The sequence below is a fragment of the Phytopseudomonas daroniae genome (genome assembly GCF_004327285.1).
GTDB lineage: Bacteria > Pseudomonadota > Gammaproteobacteria > Pseudomonadales > Pseudomonadaceae > Aquipseudomonas > Aquipseudomonas daroniae.
Genome location: NZ_QJUI01000004.1, coordinates 256,742 through 279,105 on the forward strand (window position 1 = coordinate 256,742; position 22,364 = coordinate 279,105).

The following is a 22,364-nucleotide window of genomic DNA, read 5'->3' on the forward strand; positions in this document are numbered from 1 at the left end:
CGGCCTTTTTCGCACAACGATCAGGGGCGAGCAGCGATAGCCGGCGATGTTTGCAACGCGGCATCGAGAAAGCGCGGATCCGCCCAGTCAGCGACCTTGAAGCCTTTCCGGATCAGACGTTGCTCGACCGCCAGATCGACTCCGGCCTGCAGCCGAGCCAGGTAGCCGGCATCCAGATGCGGGTCGAACATGTGTTGCACATCGCTGGCCTCGAGATCGCTCTGCAACAAGGTACGCGGGTAGCCGGACAAATCCGCGACCAACGCCACGTAAGCCTGCTTGTTGGCCTCGTCACGCAGCCATTGCACCGCCTGCTGCTGAGCTCTTATCAAGCGCTGGACTGCCTGCGGATGGCGATCGACAAAATCCCCCGCCCCCACCAGCATGGTCTGCACGCTGCCGGCGCCGCCCAAATCGTCGGTATTCAGAGGCAACTCGGCCAGACCTCGCTGCTCCAGGGAGATCAGGTTGGCGCCGCCCCAGGTGGCGTCGATCTGCTTGGCTGCCAAAGCGGCCGATGACGCATTGCCGTCCAGATTGATGATCTGCAACTCACGCTCGCGCAGGCCCTGACTGGCCAGTGCCTGTGCGAAGGACAACTGATAGGCGGTGCCACGGAAGATCGCCACCCGCTTGCCGCGCAGATCCGCCAGGGTTTTCACCGCCGACCCCGGCACCACGCCCAGGTACAGGCGAATATCACGGGCGGTAGCACTCAGTAGCCGGGTATCCAGCCCATTGGCCTTGCCGATGATCGACGCCATGTCACCCAGATAAGCCAGATCCACCTGGCCGTTGGCGAGCGCCTCGTTGACTACCGGCCCGGCCCCCTTGAAAAAGCTCCACTGGATGGTGATGCCGTCTGCTGCGAACTCCTTTTCCAGAGTCTCCTGGTTGCGCAGCACATCGACGATACCGCCACCACTCGGCTTGCCGCCCGCACTCAGATCCGGCACGGCGATGCGAATTTCCTTAAGAGGCTGCTCCGCCAGCACGGCCGTGGCACCGACCAGGGCCAGCAGCCCCGAAAATATGGGTGCGACCACCCGCTGTAAGCCTTTATCGAACGCACGCTTCATTGTAATAACGCTCCTGAACCATCTACGCCGTGGCTCTTGAGGCCACCGGAATACTTATGAAGGCACAGGCCACATGGTTATTTAAATAATAAAAAAGTGCATTTCATAAACATTGGGAAATAAGCCATCAATGATGGGACATTCCGTGCAGATGCCCTGCGCGCATAAAAAATATGATGCGAAGGCATTGGCCAAAGCCTTGTGCCCTGTGTGAAATAGATGGCCGATTCGAATTCCTCCCGCCAGCCCGTACCTCTCCTCGGACGTGGCAACCGCTCCCCCGATAAGCGACAATGCCGCCCCGCCAAGCGATGGCAGCCGCCTGCCGACAACAAATCGCCCGCGTACCGGATAGCCAACCGCCGACCTCCGCATCCAAGGAATTTGCATGGCCCTGCCTCGCCCGCGTTTCGCCCCGACCCTGCTCGCCCTGGCGCTGAGCCCGACGTTTTCCTGGGCCGCCGACTCGGTGGTCGCCCTCGACGCCACCACCATCGAAGATCAGGCCGGCGAAAGCTACCAGGCCCGTGGTGCCACAGTCGGTGGTTTTACGGAGACGCCGCTGCTCGACACCCCGGCGTCCGTTTCGGTGGTCACCCGACAGTTACTGGATGACCAGCAGGCTCGCCTGCTCAGCGACGTGCTGAAGAACGACGCTTCGGTAGGCGAGGCCTACGCGCCGATCGGTTACTACGAGAACTTCGTGGTGCGCGGCTTCTCGCTGAATGCCGCCAACAGCTACCGGGTCAATGGCCGTAGCGTGGTGGGCGAGCAGAACGTGGCGCTGGAGAACAAGCAGCAGGTCGAACTGCTCAAGGGCCTTTCCGGCCTGCAGAGCGGCGTAACCGAGCCCGGCGGGTTGATCAACTACGTCACCAAGCGCAGCGAAAACGTGCGCTCGCTGAGCGTGGCCAGCAATCAGGATGGCGAGCGCTATATCGCCGCCGACCTCGGCCACTGGTTTGGCAGCGAGCAGGAGCTGGGCCTGCGCCTCAACCTGGCCCACGAGGACATCCGCTCCTTCGTCGAACACGCCGACGGCAAGCGCGACTTCATCTCCCTGGCGCTGGACTGGAACCTCTCGCCCAACGCCACACTGCAGCTGGACGCCGAATACCAGGCTCGCGAGCAGCGCTCGGTCGCCGGCTATCAATTACTCGGCGGCACCTGGGTGCCAAGCGGCGTCGATCCGGACACCCGTCTCGGCCATCAGAGCTGGTCGAAACCGGTGAGCATCGACTCGCTGAACCTCGGTGGGCGCTTCGAATATCGCTTCGACGACAACTGGAAAGCCGCAGTCGATGCGTCCCGCAGCCAGGTGGTAATCGACGACTACAGTACCTTTCCCTTCGGCTGCAGCCCTGATTCCGGATGCGACGACTGGTATTCGCACTTCAGCCCGGAGGGCGATTACGACATCTCCAACTACCGCAGCCCGGATGACACCCGCCGTCATGACGAACTGCAGGCGACTCTGTCCGGCGCCTTTGCCACCGGCAGGATCGGCCATGAGCTGACCATGGGCACCAGTGCCTTGCGCCGAACCGTGGACAGGCGCAGCTCTGTCAATGAATGGATAGGCGCGGGCAATATCCATCAGGACGTTGTCGACTTCGCCCCGACCGACGTACCGCTCAACCCCAAGAACCGCCGCCTGGACAGCCGCCAGTACGGCCTGTTCTTCAGCGACCATATCAGCTTCGACGAGCACTGGCAGGTGCTCCTGGGCGGGCGACAAGTACGCCTGGACGAGGAAGCCTTCACCAGCAGCGGTATCAGCGACCGCCGCACCCGTCGTAGCGAATTCCTGCCCAATGCCGCCCTGCTCTACAAACCGCAGGCCGACACCACCTTATATGTGAGCTACAGCAAGGGCCTATCCCTGGGCGGCGAGGCACCGTGGTTCACCAGCAACGATGGCGAAATCCTTGCGCCGACCCTGTCTCGCCAGCTGGAAGCCGGCTTCAAGCGCGACTGGCAGGGCCTGAGCCTGGGTGCCGCTCTGTTCCGTATCGACCAGGCGCTGCAATACAGCCGCCCGAACGACGACGGCAGCCTTACCTACGTTCAGCAGGGCAAACAGCGCAATATCGGCCTGGAGCTCTCCGCCAGCGGGCAGGCCAGCCGCAATCTGCAACTGTCGGCCAGCGCCGCGGCCATTCGCGCACGGGCACTGGACAGCGGCACCGAAGCCTATGAAGGCCACCAGGCGGTCAACGTACCGCGCGTGCGCGCCAGCCTGTCGGCCGATTACCAGGTGCCCGGTGTTCAGGGCCTGTCGCTACTTGGCGGCCTGCAGTACAGCGGCAGCAAGTACGCCAACCCGAACGGCACGGTGAAGGTCGCCGATTACACGGTATTCAACCTCGGCAGCCGTTACACCACCCGCATCGAAGGCTACGAAACAGTGCTGCGCCTGACCGTCGACAACCTGTTCGACAAACGCTACTGGCGCGACACCGGCGCCTACCAGGGCGATGGCTACCTGTTCCCGGGTGACCCGCGCACCGCCCGCCTGTCCGCAACCGTGAGTTTTTAACAGGCGACGGGGAAGCCGTATCTGTGATGGGCAGAAAAAAGGCGGGAGCAGACGTAGGGTGGATGACGCTCTTTTCATCCACCAGCCCGTAGGATGGGTGAAACCCATCAATTTCCGATGGGTTTCACCCATCCTACGACCGTCCGCTTGCGCCGCTTTGCTGCCGTTTCATATGAACTATCGTCGCAAAAGCCCAAGGAGCATCCAAAATGCGTAGCACAGCATCGTTAGTGACCATCTGCTTGCTGGGAAGCCTGCTGACTGGTTGCCAGCAAGCACCCAAGGAACATGATCAGCTCGACGCTGTGCTGTGGACGCAAACCTCCATCGAGCACGAGCTGCTCTATCGCCAGGTCTATGCCGCCGCGACCCGCCAGTTGCAACCGGCGCTGGCCGACCCGCAATGGGATGCCCTGGCGCAACCGCCGCGCAACCTGACGGGCTTGCCGCCAGCGCTGATCGTCGACATCGATGAAACGCTGCTCGACAACACACCCGTGAATGCCAAATCGGTGGTCGATGGTGGCTCTTACGATTACACCGAATGGTATCGCTGGGTGGAAAAGGCCGAGGCTCGCGCCCTGCCCGGCTCGGTGGCCTTCATGCAGGCAGCGGCAAAGCTCGGCATCACGCCCTATTACCTGACCAACCGTGAACCCGGACAGGAAGCCGACACCCTGCGCAACCTGCGCCAGGCTGGCTTTCCCATCGATGATGTGGGGCAGATTCTCACTGCAGGAACCGCCATCGGCGGCTGCCAGCAAGCCGGCTCGGACAAGACCTGCCGCCGCCAGTGGGTCGGTGAACGCGCACGGGTTCTCCTGCTGGTGGGTGACAGCTACGGCGACTTCATCGCCGCACCCAATCGCCTGAGCGAGCAGCGCAAGGCAGCGGCGCCCTACCAGGCGTGGTTCGGCCAACGCTGGTTCCTGCTGCCAAACCCGACTTACGGCGGCTGGTACACCGCGCCTTATGGAGATCGCGACGACCTGCCGGAAACGCAGAAACGTGCCTTGAAGCACAAGGCATTGATCCTGCCGTAAACCTGATGAATTCCATGGACTATTCGCACCGTGGCGACTGCCAATAGCCAGTCGCCACGCGTCTGCATATTGCAGGCCAAAATGCGCGAATAAACCCTACATATTGTGTTTATGTGACGAAGTGGATTTCCCCCGTCGAACCCAGAAAAAAATCTGCCTGCGGCAATCGCGACCGTAATCCGGGCATCGCCAGTATTCATGGGCGTTTGCGCCACTTACCCCGCATTAACCCACAGATTTATCCACAGGCCGTAGGGCTTGCCTTAGCTCCTTCACCGCACTATCTTGTATCCACAGCTCGCCAAACACCTATATGTTGGGTTTTCCGAGAAAACGGGTACAAGCACAAATGCCCTGAAAAAGTCCATGCCCAGAGTCGTTTCGGTGCATTGAGCAGTCACCGAGTAACACGCTCCGGCAACCAGAGTCACACTGGTATCGAACGACCCGGGTCGCTCGGCCAATACAGAACACAGCACGCCGCGCATGCGCCGGCAACACTATATCTAGTGGCCGCGCGCAGCAGGAAGCACCAGTAAAGCCAGGGATGAAGCGTTCCGGCATCGAAACAGTACCGACTGCAGCGGCGCACGGCGCCAGCCAGTCCATCAGCGCCTTTTTGCAACACCCTGCTGCCAGCCTTGTGCAGGCCTCAGGCTTTGTCGAATGGAATGAAAGCCAGGTACCACGTAACGATCAGCGGCAGAACGCTCATCCCGGAAAATTTCATTGATCACGGAGACCTCCATGCATACCGACACCACTCGCGAGAACCCTCAGGCCCAGGCGCCTCAGGGTGCAGACGCCACCCAGGATCTGGCTGCCACCGCCCCTGGCCAGTTGCGTGTGATCAAGCGTAACGGCACCGTCGTGCCGTACACCGGTGACAAGATCACCGTCGCCATCACCAAGGCGTTCCTCGCAGTGGAAGGCGGCAATGCCGCTGCCTCGTCGCGTATCCATGACACCGTCGCACGCCTGACCGAGCAGGTCACCGCCACCTTCAAGCGCCGCATGCCTTCGGGCGGCACCATCCATATCGAAGAGATCCAGGATCAGGTCGAACTGGCCCTGATGCGTTCCGGCGAGCAGAAAGTCGCCCGCGACTACGTGATCTACCGCGAAGCCCGCAGCCAGGAGCGCAAGACCGCTGGCGCAGCCGATGGCATCGCCCAGCCGCACCCGAGCATTCGCGTCACCCTGGCTGACGGCAGCCTGGTGCCGCTGGACATGGGCCGCCTCAACACCATCGTCACCGAAGCCTGTGAAGGCCTGCAGGAAGTCGACGGCGCGCTGATCCAGAAAGAAACCCTGAAAAACCTGTACGACGGCGTTGCCCAGAAAGACGTCAACACCGCTCTGGTGATGACCTCCCGTACCCTGGTCGAACGTGAGCCGAACTACAGCTACGTCACCGCCCGCCTGCTGATGGACAACATCCGCGCCGAAGGCCTGAGCTTCCTCAACGTCGCCGCCAGCGCCACTCACCACGAGATGGCCGAGCTGTACGCCAAGGCCCTGCCCGCCTACGTCGAGGCCGGCGTCGAGTTCGAACTGCTCGACCCGAAACTGAAAACCTACGACCTGGAAAAACTGGGCAAGGCGATCAACCACGAGCGTGACCAGCAGTTCACCTATCTGGGCCTGCAGACCCTGTACGACCGTTACTTCATCCACAAGGACGGCATCCGTTTCGAACTGCCGCAGGTGTTCTTCATGCGCGTGGCCATGGGCCTGGCCATCGAAGAGCCGAAGGATCGCGAAGACCGCGCCATCGAGTTCTACAACCTGCTGTCGTCGTTCGACTACATGTCGTCGACCCCGACTCTGTTCAACGCCGGCACCCTGCGTCCGCAACTGTCCAGCTGCTACCTGACCACCGTGCCTGACGACCTGGGCGGCATCTACGACGCCATCCGCGACAACGCCCTGCTGAGCAAATTCGCTGGCGGCCTGGGCAACGACTGGACACCGGTTCGTTCGCTGGGCGCCTACATCAAGGGCACCAACGGCAAATCCCAGGGCGTCGTACCGTTCCTCAAGGTGGTCAACGACACCGCCGTGGCGGTCAACCAGGGCGGCAAGCGCAAAGGCGCCGTTTGTGCCTACCTGGAAACCTGGCACATGGACATCGAAGAGTTCATCGAGCTGCGCAAGAACACCGGTGACGACCGTCGCCGTACCCACGACATGAACACCGCCAACTGGATCCCGGATCTGTTCATGAAGCGCGTCTTCGACGACGGCCAGTGGACGCTGTTCTCGCCAAGCGAAGTACCGGATCTGCACGACCTGACCGGCAAGGCCTTCGAAGAGCGCTACGAGTACTACGAAGCCCTGACCGAGTACCCGGGCAAGATCAAGCTGTTCAAGACCATCCAGGCCAAAGACCTGTGGCGCAAGATGCTCTCGATGCTGTTCGAGACCGGCCACCCATGGCTGACCTTCAAGGATCCGTGCAACCTGCGCAGCCCGCAGCAGCACGTGGGCGTGGTACACAGCTCCAACCTGTGCACCGAGATCACCCTGAACACCAACAAGGACGAGATCGCCGTCTGCAACCTGGGCTCGGTCAACCTGCCGAACCACATCGTCGACGGCAAACTGGACACCGCCAAGCTGGCCCGCACCGTGAAGACGGCCGTGCGCATGCTCGATAACGTCATCGACATCAACTACTACTCGGTGCCGCAAGCGCGCAACTCCAACTTCAAGCACCGCCCGGTCGGCCTGGGCATCATGGGCTTCCAGGACGCACTGTACCTGCAGCACATCCCGTACGGCTCCGACGCCGCTGTTGACTTCGCCGACAAATCCATGGAAGCGGTCAGCTACTACGCCATCCAGGCTTCCTGTGATCTGGCCGACGAGCGTGGCGCCTACGAAACCTTCCAGGGTTCGCTGTGGAGCAAGGGCATTCTGCCGCTGGACTCCCAGCAGATCCTCATCGAGGCCCGTGGCCAGAAGTACATCGACGTCGACCTGAACGAAACCCTGGACTGGGCTCCGGTACGGGCTCGCGTACAGAAAGGCATTCGTAACTCGAACATCATGGCCATCGCACCGACCGCGACCATCGCCAACATCACCGGCGTGTCGCAGTCCATCGAGCCGACCTACCAGAACCTCTACGTGAAATCGAACCTGTCGGGCGAATTCACCGTGATCAACCCCTACCTGGTTCGCGACCTCAAGGCGCGCGGCCTGTGGGACTCGGTCATGATCAACGACCTCAAGTACTACGACGGCTCCGTGCAGCAGATCGAGCGTATCCCGCAGGAACTGAAAGACCTGTACGCCACCGCCTTCGAAGTCGACACCAAGTGGATCGTCGATGCTGCCAGCCGTCGCCAGAAGTGGATCGACCAGGCGCAATCGCTCAACCTGTACATCGCTGGCGCCTCGGGCAAGAAACTCGACGTGACCTACCGCATGGCTTGGTACCGTGGCCTGAAAACCACCTACTACCTCCGTGCCCTGGCCGCGACCAGCACCGAGAAGTCGACCATCAACACCGGCAAACTGAACGCGGTATCCAGCGGCGGTGACCAAGGCCTCAGCGCGGCCCCTGCTGCCGCGCCGGCCACCCAGGCCTCGCCTGGCCCGGCTCCCGTACCGAAGGCTTGCGCCATCGACGAGCCGGATTGCGAAGCCTGTCAATAAAGCAGCGGCAAGCTGCAAGCCATGAGCTGCAAGCTTGCCGTGATCATCGCCGTGACGTGCGCTGAACAGGGCGGACATCAGTGTCCGCCACACCCCGTAACCCCTTGCAGCTTGAAGCTTGCCGCTTGAAGCTGCTCCTGAAAGGAGCCCCCTCATGCTGAGCTGGGATGAATTCGACAAGGAAGACGGCGCAGAAGCTGCCGCTCCGAAACAGACCGCCGCACAAGCCAGTGCCGACATGAGCCTGGAAAGGCTCAACCAGGTAGGCGACGCCGCCGCCCTCGAAGCGCGCGCCATCGACGCCAACGACTCCGATGCCATCGCCCGTGCGAAAAAGGCCCTGAACGACCTCGACATCCAGGAAGGCCTGGACGAGCTCGAAGGCACCTCCGCACGCGTGGAAGTCGGCGATAAGCAGATGATCAACGCCCGCGCCGACCTCAACCAGCTCGTACCCTTCAAGTACGACTGGGCCTGGCAGAAGTATCTGGATGGTTGCGCCAACCACTGGATGCCACAAGAAGTGAACATGAACGCCGACATCGCTCTGTGGAAGAGCACCGACGGCCTCTCCGAGGACGAGCGCCGCATAGTCATGCGCAACCTCGGCTTCTTCTCCACCGCCGACAGCCTGGTTGCCAACAACCTGGTACTGGCCGTGTACCGCCTGATCACCAACCCCGAGTGCCGCCAGTACATCCTGCGCCAGGCCTTCGAGGAAGCGATCCACACCCACGCCTACCAGTACTGCATCGAATCGCTGGGCATGGATGAAGGCGAGATCTTCAACATGTACCACGAGATCCCGAGCGTCGCGAAGAAAGCCTCCTGGGGCCTCAAGTACACCCGCTCGATCTCCGATCCCAAGTTCGAAACCGGCACCCCGGAAACCGACCGCCAGTTCCTCAAGAACCTGATCGCCTACTACTGCGTACTGGAAGGCATCTTCTTCTACTGCGGCTTCACCCAGATCCTCTCCATGGGCCGCCGCAACAAGATGACCGGCACCGCCGAGCAGTTCCAGTACATCCTGCGCGACGAATCCATGCACCTGAACTTCGGTATCGACGTGATCAACCAGATCAAGATCGAAAACCCGAGCTTGTGGGATGCCCAGATGAAGGACGAAGCGACCCAGATGATTCTGCAGGGCGCCCAGCTGGAAATCGAATACGCCCGCGACACCATGCCCCGCGGCGTACTCGGCATGAACGCGGCGATGATGGAGGACTACCTCAAATTCATCGCCAACCGCCGCCTGACCCAGATCGGCCTGAAAGAAGAATACCCAGGCGCCAGCAACCCCTTCCCATGGATGAGCGAAATCATGGACTTGAAGAAAGAGAAAAACTTCTTCGAGACCCGTGTGATCGAGTATCAGACTGGTGGGGCGTTGAGCTGGGATTGATGTCAGTTTGAAATCACGCTAGATTCACCCAACACCTGCCATGGATGTTGGGGTTGAAGCTTAATAAAAAGCCCCGCCTTGTGCGGGGTTTTTACTTGAGAGCACCATGCCTTACGACTTAGAGAATCGGCTCGTGATCGGGCTAGCATCCAGCGCACTCTTCGATCTAGGAGAATCGGATGAAGTTTTTCGCTTGCAAGGCGAAGAAACTTACAGAAACTACCAGCGCGAGAATCAAAACACTCCATTACCACATGGCGTGGCCTTTTCATTCATAAGAAGGCTGCTGAGTTTAAACAAGCTTAATCCTAGCGACCCACCAGTAGAAGTCATATTGCTTTCAAGAAACGATCCCGATACAGGACTGAGAGTTATGAAATCAATTGAATTTCATAACCTCTCTATGACGAGAGCTGTATTTTTACAAGGCCAGTCTCCTCAATCCTATATCCCAGCATTACACATAAGTCTATTCCTCTCCGCTAATGAGCTTGACGTAAAACAGGCAATGAATGCCGGTTACCCCGCAGGCCAAGTGCTAAAGACACTCGTTTATGACGACCCTGATGATAATGAACTCAGGATCGCCCTAGACTTTGATGGAGTTCTAGCCGACGATGAAGCTGAAGCGGTTTATCAAAAAACTAAAGATCTCATGGACTTCCACGACCATGAAAGCAACTTAGTCAACACCCCACATAACCCAGGCCCTTTGGCGGCGTTCCTCAAAAAAATCTCGAAAATCCAAAAGATGGAACAAGCCAGAAAAGCTTCTGACTCAACGTACACACCTATTCTTGATATTAGTATCGTAACAGCTAGAAATGCGCCATCACACGAAAGAGTCATCAACACAATGCGTGCCTGGGACATCATGGTTAACAAAGCATTTTTCTTAGGAGGAATCGAAAAAAAATCAGTACTAGAGGTGCTAAAACCTCACATGTTTTTCGATGACCAGAGGCTTCATTTAGATCCAGCCGCCTCAGTATTGCCATCGGTTCATATACCATTCGGAGCAGTCAACAAACATAAATAACTTTGATTGTTTCCACGCTCCGCGTGGGAATGCAGCCCTCGATGCTCCAGCGTTTACCTGCAGGCGATTATGTGCCTGGCACATCGCGATGCAGAGCGTCGCGGGCCTGCTCCCACGCTGGAGCGTGGGAGCTATCGGGGAAAATATTTTGCATAGCAAGTAACCCGGCCAACCAGACAATGGTGGATGAAAAGAGCGTCATCCACCCTACGCGAGGCGGGAATCGTGGCGTAGGGGGACAACGCGAAGCTTGTCCACCGTTCAGGACGACCAAATCCAGCGGGAAGCCCGGACGAACTCGGCAATGGTGGATAAAAAATCCATCCCCTACGCGGCGCCCGCACGAGCCGTTGTCCTTGACCGGTTCCGTCCACATCCCTACCCTACTCAACGGCGCCTAAGAAACGCCTTACCAGAGCGGTTCACCGCACCCGACAGTTATGCGGTTTTTTTGCGTTCGCGGCACTGCCACGCCCGCAGAAAACACACCTGTGCTGTCGGGAGTGGGCTAATACAAGACCCGAAAGGGGAATACGTCCGGCCCGTCTCTGGTGGGTTTCTTAGCTCCCGACTCCAATCAAGCCCTAAGAAAGCTTCCAGAGGTAAACGGATATGCCTTTTCAACCTGCATTGCCCCCTGTACAAGCCCTATCCGGCGAAATCCTGACCCCGCACACTTTCGTTCGACACCGCCGTCAACTGCGTGCCCTGTTGCTCCATGATCAATGCTGGTTCAGCGCCCGCGACCTGGGCCGGCTGATCGGCCAGCCTCATCTGGAGGAGCGCGCCACACGCACGCTCGACGCCGACCAGTTACTCGATGTGGTGGTGCTCAACGCCCATGGCCAACCGGAGGCTGCGCGGCTGGTCAGCGAATCCGGCGTCTATGCCGCACTGATCCACTATTACCATCCGGAGAACCGCTGCATCCGCCGCTGGATCACCGCCGATGTGGTGCCGACCCTGCGCGATGGCCAGCATGACGATGAGCGCCGCCCACGACGCGAAAACCGACGGGGATTATCGCTGCTGCACTGGCAAGGCGATGTGTGGATGCCCTACCGGCCGGCCTGACAATGGCCATCCAGCAAATAGCCCCGACAACCACCGCAACGGTGGATGAAAAAAGCGTCAGCTACGCGCCCCGATCCACCCTACGGAAGCCCGAAGTAAGGTTGTAGGGTGGACAACGCGAAGCTTGTCCACCATGGTGAAAACACCTGCACGCTCAAGGATGAGCTGCCATGCCCGATTACCGTCGCGCCCGTGTTCCCGGCGCCACTTACTTCTTTACCGTCAATCTGCGTGACCGCACCAGCGATCTGCTGATCCGCGAAATCGACCTGCTGCGCGAGACGGTACGCGCCACACGGGCTCGACATCCCTTCCATATCGATGCCTGGGTGGTGCTGCCCGAGCATATGCATTGCCTATGGACGCTACCGCCAGGAGACGCCAACTTCGCCTTGCGTTGGAAGGTAATCAAATTCGCCTTCGCCAAACGCCTACCGATCACCGAAACACGCACGCTCAACCAGCAGCGGCGGGGCGAACGCGGCATCTGGCAACGGCGTTACTGGGAACACCTGATTCGTGATGAACAGGATTACCAGCGCCATTTCGACTACATCCACGTCAACCCGCTGAAGCATGATCATGTCGAACGACTGACGGATTGGCCCTATTCGAGCGTCCATCGGGCGGTGGCGATGGGCGTTTATCCCGAAGACTGGTGTGTCGAAGCGGATGATGGTGATTACGGGGAGTGAGGCGGAGCGAACATGTGTGACAGAGGAACGATAGGCGTAGTGGTCAGGCCTGATTGGTGGATGAAAAGAGCGTCAGCTACGCGCCCCGATCCACCCTACTTGTTCGCCGATCAATGCGTCATGCACCCGCTGAGCTATGCTGCCTAGGCAATATTCATACAAATGAAGAGGGAATCTCATGAGTCTGTTCGGTAAAATTCTCGACACCCTGGGCTTCGGTTCCAAGGCGCAGGCTGCGCCCGCTGAAGTCTCTGCGCCTGCTGCAGCGCCCTCTGCCACTTCTCAGGCCATCCCGGTGGTGGACGTGGTCTCCAAGTTGGAGGGGCTGGCTGCCAAACACCCGGAGAAACTCAACTGGAAGGTTTCCATCGTCGACCTGCTCAAACTACTGGGGCTGGATAGTAGCCTGACCGCCCGCAAGGAACTGGCCAACGAATTGGGCTGCCCTGCAGAAAAACTCGGTGACTCGGCACAGATGAACACCTGGCTGCACAAGACCGTGCTTCAGAAGCTGGCCGACAACGGTGGCAACGTACCGGCCGACCTGCTCGACTGATCCCGTCTGAGAAGGCCGTTGCCCACGGCAACGGCCCTTCCCCCTCCTGCGTTCCGACTTGCCTTGCAGGCATGTATGGCCGGACTGAGCACCTCGATCTCACGAATGTCAAACTCGGCTTGCAAATAGCCCAGAGACCACCGCCTACACGAAGCGGCAATCCTGGATGTAGGGTGGACAACGCGAAGCTTGTCCACCATGGTTCAGACACACACATGCTCAAGGATGAGCCGCCATGCCCGATTACCGTCGCGCCCTCGTTCCCGGCTCTTTACCGTCAATCTGCACGACCGCACCAGCGATCTGCTGATCCGAGAAATAGAGCTGCTGCGCGAGACGGTGCGGGCCACACGGGCTCGACATCCCTTCCATATCGACGCCTGGGTGGTGCTGCCCGAGCATATGCATTGCCTGTGGACGCTACCGCAAGGCGACGCCAACGTTGCCTTGCGTTGGAAGGTAATCAAATTCGCCTTCGCCAAGCGCTTGCCGATCACCGAAGCCCGGATCCTCGACCAGCAACGACGGCGCGAGCGTGGCATCTGGCAACGGCATTACTGGGAACACCTGATCCGCGACGAGCGAGATTACCAGCGCCACTTCGATTACATCCACAACCCATTGAAACATGGACATGTCGAACGGTGGGCAGACTGGCCGTATTCGAGTTTTCACCGGGCGGTGACAATGGGACTTTACACCAGAGCCAGAGCAGGCTGATGGTGATTACGGCGAGTGATGTGGATTGAAATCACAAGCAGATCGGCCGTCATCGAAACGTGTCAGAACGGAAGATTGACATTAACTTCACAACCCGCTTGGTGGATGAAAAGAGCGTCATCCACCCTACCCAAGCGCAAGCGTTACAATAGCGCCACCGCCGATCCCCCCAATCGCGCCCGCCTCGGAGCCAGCCTTTCGATGTTCACCCTCATCCACCTGAACGCTTCGCCGCCCGAATCCCTCAAAGCCCAGGTGCTGCAGATGGTGGTGGACTACTTCAGCGATATCAGCCCGGTGTCGCTGACGCCCAGCAACCCGCTCTATCAGCTGTACCAGTATGTGATCGGCTACGAGGTGCACCTGTATCTGCAGGCCATGAACGGTGCCGCGGATAGTCCTGCGCAATTGATCCTGGCGCTGGATGATGAGGATCCTTCCCAGGTGCTGGGTTTTGCCCTGTACCTGCCGAGCCAGGATGACGCCGAGGCCTGCACCCTGGCCTATATGGCCGTGCAGGCCAGCCATCGCAGGCACGGTGTTGCGCGGGCCATGCTGCAGCAGATCATCGAGCGCCACCCGCATGTCGAACTGGCCTGCGCGGCGGGCAAGGTGCCGACCTTCGAGGCCCTGGGCTTTCGGGTTCTGGCGGCGCAGGGGCCGCAAGTATTGATGAATACTCGCGCCTATCGCTCGGACGGGATGGTGGCGGTGCAGGATCTCACGCCGATCTACCAGTCCACCGAAGTTCGGCAGATCCACACCTACCTGTTGAAGCAGCACGGCAAGAAGGCCATGAGCGAGGCCGAGAAAAAGCGCGACCGCCTGCTCGATCAGATGGCCTATCAGGCTCAACAGCTGGTCAGCGAACGCCTCACGCCGACCATCCATTGAGCGTGCCCCGCGTTCTACGTAGGCATGATTAGCATGGAGCCTGAATATTCACCGCCCAAAGGGTAGATGAAAAAAGCGTCAGCTACACGCCCCGATCCACCCTACGCACTTATGGTTGCTCCGCCAGCGATTTGCGTGGCAGGTCACGCAGCATGGCAAGCAGATGCAATACCCTGATCCGGCCCCTCTGAAACAGACAGCGATGAACGACAGCAGTAACCTGATCCTTTTCCTCGCGACCCAGTTCCTGCTACCAATCGGCCTGGGTTACGCCTATTGCCGGAGCAAAGGCATGGCTACCCAGTCCTGGCGAGCCGGCGGCATATACCTCATTGCCCTCTCGGTCGCGATGCTGTTTTTTACCGGGCTGGTCGGTCTGCCAACCCATGTGAAAAACGTCGGCTTCGTGAGCAACCGCTCCATGGGTTTGACCTGCGGTGCCATCGGCATCGTCGGAGGTATCGTGATGGGCTTTCTCGCCCGGCGTTTCGAGGGCAGGCCAGATGACTAGACCTGGCGGCGTCCTGCCCTGAATCCGGACTTGATCGTGCTCTGCGAAGGTCTTCAGCAGAAACAGGAACAAGGTACGGTTTTCCATCTCACCAACACCGATAATGCTGCGCGGCGCCTCAACCTATTCAGCCCCCCAATTAGCGCATCGGGAATTCCGGCACCATATGGATATCCGCTTTCTGACCTTCCCTGAGTTTCACAGAGTCTATTTCTACCGCTCCATTACCCTGACCATTCTCGCGGCAATCGGTGGTTTGATACTGATCAAAGGGCCTGACACTCCCCTCCCCGATCTGCTTCTGGCCGGCGCCTTTCTGTTCATCATGGTGTGGCGCTTCGCCGTGGAATGGCGGCGTTTGAAGAAATCCGGGCCGGCCTCCATCCACAACGACGAGCTGTTCATTTCCAGTGCAGCGGGGCACCGGCAAATCCCCCTTGCGAAGATTGGTTCGGTAAGGTCAAAGCACAGCATCTTCATGGTGCGGCGCTACCGCTCATGGGTCGAGCATCTGGCGTTCGTGGAGTTCACGCTGAACACCGGTGAACGCCTGTACACGCTGGTTGAAAGTGCTGTCTTCGAGTTTCCTGCTGGCAAGAAAACCCTGGCAACGCTCCAGGCAGCCGTTCTGGCCGCCAAGATCAAAAGCACCTGATCTGGTTGTTCTCATGCAGCAGCGAGTTAGCATGCCGATTTCGCCGCGCAGGGGAGTTATCAAGTTCGCCTTTGCCAATCGCCTGGACAAGGCCGAATCCCGTTGATACGTGGTGAGGATGGCAAACGGTGGAAGAAAAAGGCGTCTTCCACCCTACCCTAGCTAGGCCCGGAACGCGTATCAGAGCGGTTTCTTTACGCAGGCAAAGATGGCATTCCCGGAAGCACCATCCCAGGGAATGATCTTTTCGTAATCGTGTTCGAACACATGAACGTCGAAGTGCGGCTGTAAAAGCATCTGTAACTCAGCGAAACTCACGGCGACCATGGGATGTTCGTCGTGCCATACCTGCACATCGGCGGCTGTGGTCTTTTCAATACTGAGTTTCAACGACTGCTTTTCGCCTTCACCGCCATAGTTCCAGCCAGAACTGAAGGTGAACAGACTTTCATCGTCCTTGACGGTGTGCGCCGCAAACAGGTTGTTGTCGATTTTGTTCTTATCGACAACATTGAAGCAGAAGAGCCCGTCGGTTTCGAGTGCAGCATGCACACTGGCGATACAGGCTTTGAGCCGCTCGATCCCGCCACTGTAGTGAATGGAGTAGAGGAAGCAGGTAATCAGATCCGCAGGCTCGCTCACGGTGACATCACACATATCCTGCAAGGAGAAGTGCGCTTGCGGACAGCGAATGGCCGCTTTATCCAACATGGGTTGGTTAATATCGAGCCCACTGCTTGTGTAGCCGGCATCAATGAAGTGGCGAACATGTGGCCCGGTTCCACAGGCCAGATCAAGATGCCTGGAGCCCCCGTTACCGAAAATCTGCTGCAGCCTGTGAATACAATGGCTTTGTGCCTGATAGTCGATATCGGCACACATCAGATCGTAGTAATCAGACAGGTCGGTATAAAGCGCATTAACGGGCATAGTGACCTGGTGATGTTCGATCGATTTTTGGGGTGGCGCATCATATCCGAACCCAGGTCACAGGAATATCAGTCCCGACTCGCTTGCCCACACCCTGTAGCGACGCCAATTTCACACTGCGTTGGGCGGTCGCTTTCTCCAAACGGCTCGCCGGAACCGTGCTGAACGCGGCATCTGGCAACGTCGCGCCTGACCGGTTACCAGCGCCATAGCGAATTAGCTGAACGTGCCGTCGTCGTCGAAGAAGACCGAGCTGTCGAAAGCATCGGTATCGATATCGTCGGTGCCGGCATAGGGAGCATCGTCGAGACCGCTGGCAAAGCTGTCGGTCTGCGCTGGCATGTCTTCGCGGATGACCTCGACAATTTCCTGGGGCTGATCGTGGTGGAACAGGTTGGTCAGCAGATCCGCCACCATCACCCCACCTGCCACACCGGCGGCAGTCTGCAACGCACCGCGCATGAAACCGCCGCCCTGGGCAGCCGACGCGGTGCTCTGCGCATTGGCCGTAGACGCAACACCTGCCGCTGCACCTTGGGAGAATCGGGTTTCACCCCAGCCCGCCGGGCGCTGCGCGAGCCGTGGTGCGGCATTGGGCTGGGCGCCACCGAACAGGCCGGCGAGAAAGCCACCACCGCTCGGGCGTTGCCGTCGCTGCTCGACTGCCTGAGCCTCCAGTTCACGCACGCGCCGATCCAGGCGCTTGATCGCCGCTTCCTGAATCAGAATCGCCTGGGCCATGTAGTACGGCGCAGCGGGCTGACGGGCCAGGTGCCCCTTGATCTGCGCTTCGGCCTTGGTATCGCGTAGGCCGCCCTCGTGCTCGGCCTCCTGCAAACGGGAGAACAGGCCATCGATCAGGGTTTGCTCTTCGGAATTCATGGGCGCCTCGATTGAGCATGAAAGGTGAGACATCCCTGTTCGGCTTGCTGATGCGGCGCTACATCGCCGCTGAATCGAGGTGTTGGACTGAGAGGGAAAAATACAAGTTCCTGGTTGACCGTCAGTAAAGGCAAACCGCCGATAGCGCGGATGGGCACTCGCATGTCGAGCCCAGACAATTGGCCGGCACCGCGCCGCTCTATGGTGAACGACCTTTACCGCAACAGAGAGACGACCATGACCAACCAGCCAATCACCGTGCTACGCGACACCCAACCGATACCCGTCGTCGATGCCTGCAAGTGGGAACGCATCGAGGGCGAGCCGCATACCGTCAACCTCAACGCCTACACCTCCGATGACGGCAGCAAGATCATGGGCACCTGGATCTGCACGCCCGGCAAATGGCGCGTGGATTACGTGAAGTGGGAGTACTGCCACTTTCAAGAGGGCTACTGCATCATCACCCCGGACGGCATGGCGCCGATCCACCTGAAAGCCGGCGATATCTTCGTGGTCGAGCCCGGTATGAAAGGCACCTGGGAAGTAGTGGAAACGGTGCGCAAGTATTTTGTGTTTGCCTGAGGATAGCCCCACACCTTGCGGCGCCGGGGCAGCGAGCCGTACCAGCGTAGATCGCCTCCCGGTGGATGGCACAGGCCAGGTGCGGCAAGATCATTCGCACCCGGGCCGAGAAAACGGCAGCACTTTCGCCCTGACTGCCATCCCCAGCCACACATACGCCCCCCTTCCTGCATCACTCTCGTCACGACCGTCCTAGCTCGCCCTGCGCTTGCCGGCATTGCATCGGCAAACGGCGCACCCCGTCGATTGATGGAAGCAGCCACGCGTTGCCTGCTCGAAGCCGAGCTGCAACGGGCTGCAAAATATCATTTCGCCAGCATGCCCCGGGTCAGTTACTCTGCGAATTATTAAACCTATAGTTCAATAAATAAAATGACCCTGGTTTCAGGGGCAATGACAGCTGCAACCAGCGAATACCTCAATTTTCCCCTGACCTGCCGATAACCCTTTCATGCCCACCGACCCGAGAGAGACCCGGTATGCCACAAACCCGCCAGCTATCCATTCGCACCACGCTTTACCTGAGCTACGCCATCCTGGTCGCCCTTCTGCTGCTGGTAGCCGGCGCTTCCCTCTACCAGTTGGCGGCCGCGAAAGACAGTTTCTCGCGCTATATCAATGGCATCGACCATCGCGCCCAGCTCGCCGGGCAGTTGGCCAACGCCGCCAAGGATCGCGCCATCGCCCTGCGCAACCTGGTGTTGATCGTGGATCATGGCGAACGCGCCGGCCAGCGATCCGCCATCGAGGCGGCGAACGACCAGGTCACCCGGCAACTCGACGCCCTGGCCCTGGAGATTGCCCAGGACAAGGATGTTTCCAGCACGGCACGCGAACTGTTCAACAACATCCAGGTCATCGAGCGGCGCTACGAGCCCATCGCCAAGAACATCGCCGACCTGGTATTCGCCGGGCAGGACGCGACGGCCATCGAGATGATCGCCCGGCAGTGCACACCCCTACTGCGGGAACTGACGGTAGCGATCGACGAATACCTGGGCTACACCGCGAAACTGGCCGCCGAACGACTCGAGCAGAACGACGCCAGCTACCGCCAGCAACGCACCCTGCTACTGGGCATTGCCCTGTTCTCGGCCCTGCTCGCCATTGTGCTTGGCCACCTCATTACCCGCAGACTGCTGCGCGCGCTGGGAGCTGAGCCGGGAGACCTCGACCGCCTCGCCCAGCAGGTAGCCGAGGGCGACCTGCGCCAGCATGGCGGTGCGCAAAGCAGCCAGGGAGTTCTCGGTTCGCTGCGACAGATGCAGCGTAACCTGCGCGACATGGCGCAGCGCATCGACGCCTCCTCGCAATCGGTGGCCGCCGCCAGCCAGGAAATGGCCGAATCGAGCCAGCTCAACACGGCCGGTGTCGCCAAGGCCCAGCAGGAGATCGAGCAGATCGTCACCGCCATTCATGAAATGTCGGCCACCGTCCAGGACGTGGCGCGCAACGCTGAAGCGGCAGCGCAGGCAGCCGGCGAAGCGGACACGGCCGCCATCCTCGGCCAGGACAAGACCCGTCATGCGGTCGATCTGATCGGCGAACTGGCGGGCGTCATCGACAGCTCCGCCGAGGCCATGGCCCGACTGAAGCAGGAAAGCGGCAATATCGGCAGCGTGCTCGACGTGATCAAAGCGGTCGCCGACCAGACCAACCTGCTGGCCCTCAACGCGGCCATCGAAGCCGCGCGCGCCGGCGAGGCCGGCCGCGGCTTCGCCGTAGTGGCCGACGAGGTACGCGGCCTGGCCCAGCGCACCCAGGGCGCCACCGCGGAAATCGAAAACCTGATTGGCAACCTGCAGCGCATCGCCGACGAGACCGCGCAGTACATGCAGCACTGCCAGACCTCCAGCCAGCAGTCGGTCGCAGGTGTGTCGGAAGCCGGCGAAGCGGTGGTGCGGATCGTCGGCATGATCGAACAAATCAACGGCATGAACCAGCAGATCGCCGCCGCGGCGGAAGAGCAGAGCACGGTTGCCGAGCAGATCGGCCAGAGCATCGTCGCCGTGCGCGACAGCAGTGCCCAGTCCGCCGAGGCCTTCGCCGCTACCCAGCGGGAAAGCGAGAGCCTGGCCAGAACCAGCGAGGCGCTACGGGAAAACATCGCCCGCTTCCAGCTCTGAGAACCCCTTGCAAGGTGTTCGGTACAGATGGCAGCTACGTGGCGGTAGCGGCCTGTCGTAGGATGGGTGAAACCCATCGGAAATTGATGGGTTTCACCCATCCTACGGGCTAGGCTACGCGCCCCGATCCAACCTACGGGATAATGGCACGAATGTAGCCTGGATTAGCTGCAGGCGTAATCCGGGGCCGAAGGCCGTGATCCATGGTTCAACGCGGATCATCGACTGGCCGCTTTTACTTGCAGCTTGCAGCTTGCGGCTTGTAGCTAATGGCCGGCCCCATCACGCTGGCTCCGGGATGGCTCAATCGGAGCCCGGTCTCTTGTTACCCGCCTCTGCGGCGAGGGCGAATGCCATGATCACGTCGCGGACGACCTTGCGCTGCTGCGGTGGCAGAACCAGAAAGGCCTCGATGGCCTCACGCTCCGGATAGAACTTCGGATCCTCCCAGCGGCCGCGCTGCTCGCGCGCAGCCAGGGCAGCACGCTCGCCAAAGCGCAAGGCCTGGGGCTCTACCCGCAGCCATGCGGCCAGCACCTGGAGCTTGTCCTGGGAAGGAATCGCCTCACCACGCAACCAACGAGAAACCGCCTGGAAGGTCACGGAGCGCCCCCAATAACGCGAATTGAACTCACGCTCCAATACAGCCGGGCGATCTGGATAGCCTGCAGCGAGCATGGCGTTACGCAAACGTTGGGAGAATTCGATTTTTTCAGTCATGGAGGCGGACGTTAAATTCCGCGTCCATGCTTGATTGAACATTCAGTTGTATATCTAATGGAATTAATGATTTCATCGCTAACAGCTGAACAGGAAAACAACTCGCCAAGGAAGCGAACGATGCGATCACACCACCTGATGTTCGAAGGCCATGACATTGCCATACGCTACACAACCGATGACCAGCCGTGGCTCGATGCGCTGACGCTGTGCAACTTGCTGGGCTACCCCGATTGGCAAAGTGCATTACTGGAACACTGCCATCCTGCCGGGATCCTGTTTGGCGACGACGAAATACCACAGCCGTTCATCAGCCTGGACAACCTGCAAAGACTCACTACCCACGCCGTCAGCCCCCAGACCAGACGTCTGCATCACTGGCTACGTCAGTTGCAGCGCCCATGAAGACCGTAAACACCTGTGCGTGGTGCGTGCCAGATAAAAAACCACGTCCTATCACTGCATGCAGCACTGCTTGTACTTCTTGCCGCTGCCGCAGGTGCAGGGATCGTTACGGCCGACCTTGAGCTCGTCCCGACGTACCGGCAGCACTGGTTGAAGATTTTGCTGCCAGTACTGATAGATCGCCACGGCAGCAGGTTCGAGGGTCGCGACGGAAGCGTCGTACTCATCGTCAGACATTGCGTTGAGCCGTTCCGAGCCACTCTCGGCGCCGTGCAAGGTAATGGTCGCCAACGCTGCCGCGATCGGCTCAGGCAGCTCATCATCCCCCCAACCAGCGACTGCGACGCCACGCAGGTAACCCGCGCACCATTCCGACACGATGAGCTTTTCCCCCTGGCCATTATTGTCGGCCAGGAAAATCGCTTCGTAATCATCGGGTTCTTCGTCGAGCATGAACGCCGCTTCGCTCATCAGCTCGACGGCCAGTTTCATGAAGCGCTCGCCTTCCTTGTCGCTCGCCCATTTCGGATTCTGTTCGGCCCAGATAACCGGATACCAGAGGCCGGGATCGATCTGCCGCGGGCCCGAAACGATGGCGGCAAAATAGCCATCCAGCTCGCTGGCGGAAAGAATGGAATTATCGTTGCCGTGCTTGAGCAGCAGCTCGTCGAGCTTTGCAAGCCCCTTGTTGTCCATCAGACACCCTACCCCTTCAGAAAGGCCGCTACTTTCCCACAGTTGGCCATCGTCAAAAAGCTTTGTCAGACGCCTGTACCTCTGTGCCCTGCCACGATGGTTTCGATGAAACGCTCACGTAGCCGGATCGTTATTGACCCCCGC

22 protein-coding genes are annotated in these 22,364 nt (G+C 59.7%); 16 read left to right on the forward strand and 6 right to left on the reverse strand.

Annotation, left to right across the window (positions count from 1 at the left end; genetic code table 11):
- Positions 1-20: 20 nt before the first annotated feature.
- The gene (locus DNK06_RS06390; RefSeq protein WP_131179195.1) at positions 21-1,079 is read right to left on the reverse strand and encodes an ABC transporter substrate-binding protein; all 1,059 of its coding nucleotides are present in this window, start codon (positions 1,077-1,079) and stop codon (positions 21-23) included.
- Between the two features lie 81 nt (positions 1,080-1,160).
- On the reverse strand, positions 1,161-1,469 hold the full coding sequence (locus DNK06_RS06395; protein ID WP_131179196.1) for a hypothetical protein: 309 nt from the start codon (positions 1,467-1,469) through the stop codon (positions 1,161-1,163).
- On the opposite strand from DNK06_RS06395, the gene DNK06_RS06400 reads away from it, so the two are divergent.
- From DNK06_RS06400 to DNK06_RS06460, 13 genes are all read left to right on the forward strand, one after another.
- Positions 1,468-3,618, forward strand: coding sequence for a TonB-dependent siderophore receptor (locus DNK06_RS06400; RefSeq protein WP_131179197.1), 2,151 nt, complete (start codon positions 1,468-1,470; stop codon positions 3,616-3,618). The two genes, DNK06_RS06395 and DNK06_RS06400, sit on opposite strands and share 2 nt — an antisense overlap.
- A 209-nt stretch (positions 3,619-3,827) precedes the next feature.
- Positions 3,828-4,661 (forward strand): 5'-nucleotidase, lipoprotein e(P4) family, encoded by an 834-nt coding sequence (locus DNK06_RS06405; RefSeq protein ID WP_131179198.1) that lies wholly within the window; start codon positions 3,828-3,830, stop codon positions 4,659-4,661.
- A 547-nt stretch (positions 4,662-5,208) separates the two neighbouring features.
- Positions 5,209-5,394, forward strand: a complete 186-nt coding sequence (locus DNK06_RS06410; protein ID WP_131179199.1) for a hypothetical protein — start codon at positions 5,209-5,211, stop codon at positions 5,392-5,394.
- A 14-nt stretch (positions 5,395-5,408) separates the two neighbouring features.
- On the forward strand, positions 5,409-8,324 hold the full coding sequence (locus DNK06_RS06415; protein ID WP_131179200.1) for a ribonucleoside-diphosphate reductase subunit alpha: 2,916 nt from the start codon (positions 5,409-5,411) through the stop codon (positions 8,322-8,324).
- Positions 8,325-8,478: 154 nt separating this feature from the next.
- The gene (locus DNK06_RS06420; protein ID WP_042552772.1) at positions 8,479-9,732 is read left to right on the forward strand and encodes a ribonucleotide-diphosphate reductase subunit beta; all 1,254 of its coding nucleotides are present in this window, start codon (positions 8,479-8,481) and stop codon (positions 9,730-9,732) included.
- 106 nt (positions 9,733-9,838) lie between these two features.
- The gene (locus DNK06_RS06425; RefSeq protein WP_131179201.1) at positions 9,839-10,771 is read left to right on the forward strand and encodes a 5'-nucleotidase; all 933 of its coding nucleotides are present in this window, start codon (positions 9,839-9,841) and stop codon (positions 10,769-10,771) included.
- Between the two features lie 612 nt (positions 10,772-11,383).
- Positions 11,384-11,845, forward strand: a complete 462-nt coding sequence (locus DNK06_RS06430) for a BRO-N domain-containing protein (RefSeq protein WP_131179202.1) — start codon at positions 11,384-11,386, stop codon at positions 11,843-11,845.
- A 170-nt stretch (positions 11,846-12,015) separates the two neighbouring features.
- Positions 12,016-12,540, forward strand: a complete 525-nt coding sequence (locus DNK06_RS06435) for an REP-associated tyrosine transposase (protein ID WP_131179203.1) — start codon at positions 12,016-12,018, stop codon at positions 12,538-12,540.
- Between the two features lie 178 nt (positions 12,541-12,718).
- Positions 12,719-13,096: a DUF3597 domain-containing protein gene (locus tag DNK06_RS06440; RefSeq protein WP_131179204.1), complete on the forward strand. Its 378-nt coding sequence runs from the start codon at positions 12,719-12,721 to the stop codon at positions 13,094-13,096.
- Between the two features lie 225 nt (positions 13,097-13,321).
- Positions 13,322-13,816, forward strand: a complete 495-nt coding sequence (locus tag DNK06_RS06445; protein WP_165493615.1) for an REP-associated tyrosine transposase — start codon at positions 13,322-13,324, stop codon at positions 13,814-13,816.
- A 201-nt stretch (positions 13,817-14,017) separates the two neighbouring features.
- Positions 14,018-14,710: a GNAT family N-acetyltransferase gene (locus DNK06_RS06450; RefSeq protein WP_131179205.1), complete on the forward strand. Its 693-nt coding sequence runs from the start codon at positions 14,018-14,020 to the stop codon at positions 14,708-14,710.
- A 115-nt stretch (positions 14,711-14,825) separates the two neighbouring features.
- A complete protein-coding gene (locus DNK06_RS06455; RefSeq protein WP_165493616.1) occupies positions 14,826-15,221 on the forward strand; it encodes an MFS transporter in 396 nt (131 codons plus the stop codon).
- 166 nt (positions 15,222-15,387) lie between these two features.
- Complete coding sequence (locus tag DNK06_RS06460) at positions 15,388-15,876, forward strand: hypothetical protein (protein WP_131179207.1); 489 nt, start codon at positions 15,388-15,390, stop codon at positions 15,874-15,876.
- A gap of 180 nt (positions 15,877-16,056) precedes the next feature.
- Here DNK06_RS06460 and DNK06_RS06465 read toward each other — a convergent pair whose 3' ends face one another.
- Both DNK06_RS06465 and DNK06_RS06470 read right to left on the reverse strand, forming a co-directional pair.
- Positions 16,057-16,806, reverse strand: a complete 750-nt coding sequence (locus tag DNK06_RS06465; RefSeq protein ID WP_131179208.1) for a class I SAM-dependent DNA methyltransferase — start codon at positions 16,804-16,806, stop codon at positions 16,057-16,059.
- 216 nt (positions 16,807-17,022) lie between these two features.
- Positions 17,023-17,688, reverse strand: coding sequence for a DUF2076 domain-containing protein (locus DNK06_RS06470; RefSeq protein WP_131179209.1), 666 nt, complete (start codon positions 17,686-17,688; stop codon positions 17,023-17,025).
- Positions 17,689-17,925: 237 nt separating this feature from the next.
- Here DNK06_RS06470 and DNK06_RS06475 point away from each other — a divergent pair, with 237 nt between their 5' ends.
- Both DNK06_RS06475 and DNK06_RS06480 read left to right on the forward strand, forming a co-directional pair.
- Positions 17,926-18,273 carry a cupin domain-containing protein gene (locus DNK06_RS06475; protein WP_131179210.1) on the forward strand — a complete coding sequence of 116 codons (348 nt, stop codon included), beginning with the start codon at positions 17,926-17,928 and terminating at the stop codon, positions 18,271-18,273.
- Positions 18,274-18,752: 479 nt separating this feature from the next.
- Positions 18,753-20,399, forward strand: a complete 1,647-nt coding sequence (locus tag DNK06_RS06480; protein ID WP_131179211.1) for a methyl-accepting chemotaxis protein — start codon at positions 18,753-18,755, stop codon at positions 20,397-20,399.
- Positions 20,400-20,702: 303 nt separating this feature from the next.
- Here DNK06_RS06480 and DNK06_RS06485 read toward each other — a convergent pair whose 3' ends face one another.
- Positions 20,703-21,119: a transcriptional regulator gene (locus DNK06_RS06485; RefSeq protein WP_131179212.1), complete on the reverse strand. Its 417-nt coding sequence runs from the start codon at positions 21,117-21,119 to the stop codon at positions 20,703-20,705.
- A gap of 120 nt (positions 21,120-21,239) precedes the next feature.
- Here DNK06_RS06485 and DNK06_RS06490 point away from each other — a divergent pair, with 120 nt between their 5' ends.
- Positions 21,240-21,524, forward strand: coding sequence for a BRO-N domain-containing protein (locus DNK06_RS06490; protein WP_131179213.1), 285 nt, complete (start codon positions 21,240-21,242; stop codon positions 21,522-21,524).
- Positions 21,525-21,575: 51 nt separating this feature from the next.
- Here DNK06_RS06490 and DNK06_RS06495 read toward each other — a convergent pair whose 3' ends face one another.
- The gene (locus DNK06_RS06495; protein ID WP_131179214.1) at positions 21,576-22,220 is read right to left on the reverse strand and encodes a YecA/YgfB family protein; all 645 of its coding nucleotides are present in this window, start codon (positions 22,218-22,220) and stop codon (positions 21,576-21,578) included.
- Positions 22,221-22,364 lie beyond the last annotated feature (144 nt).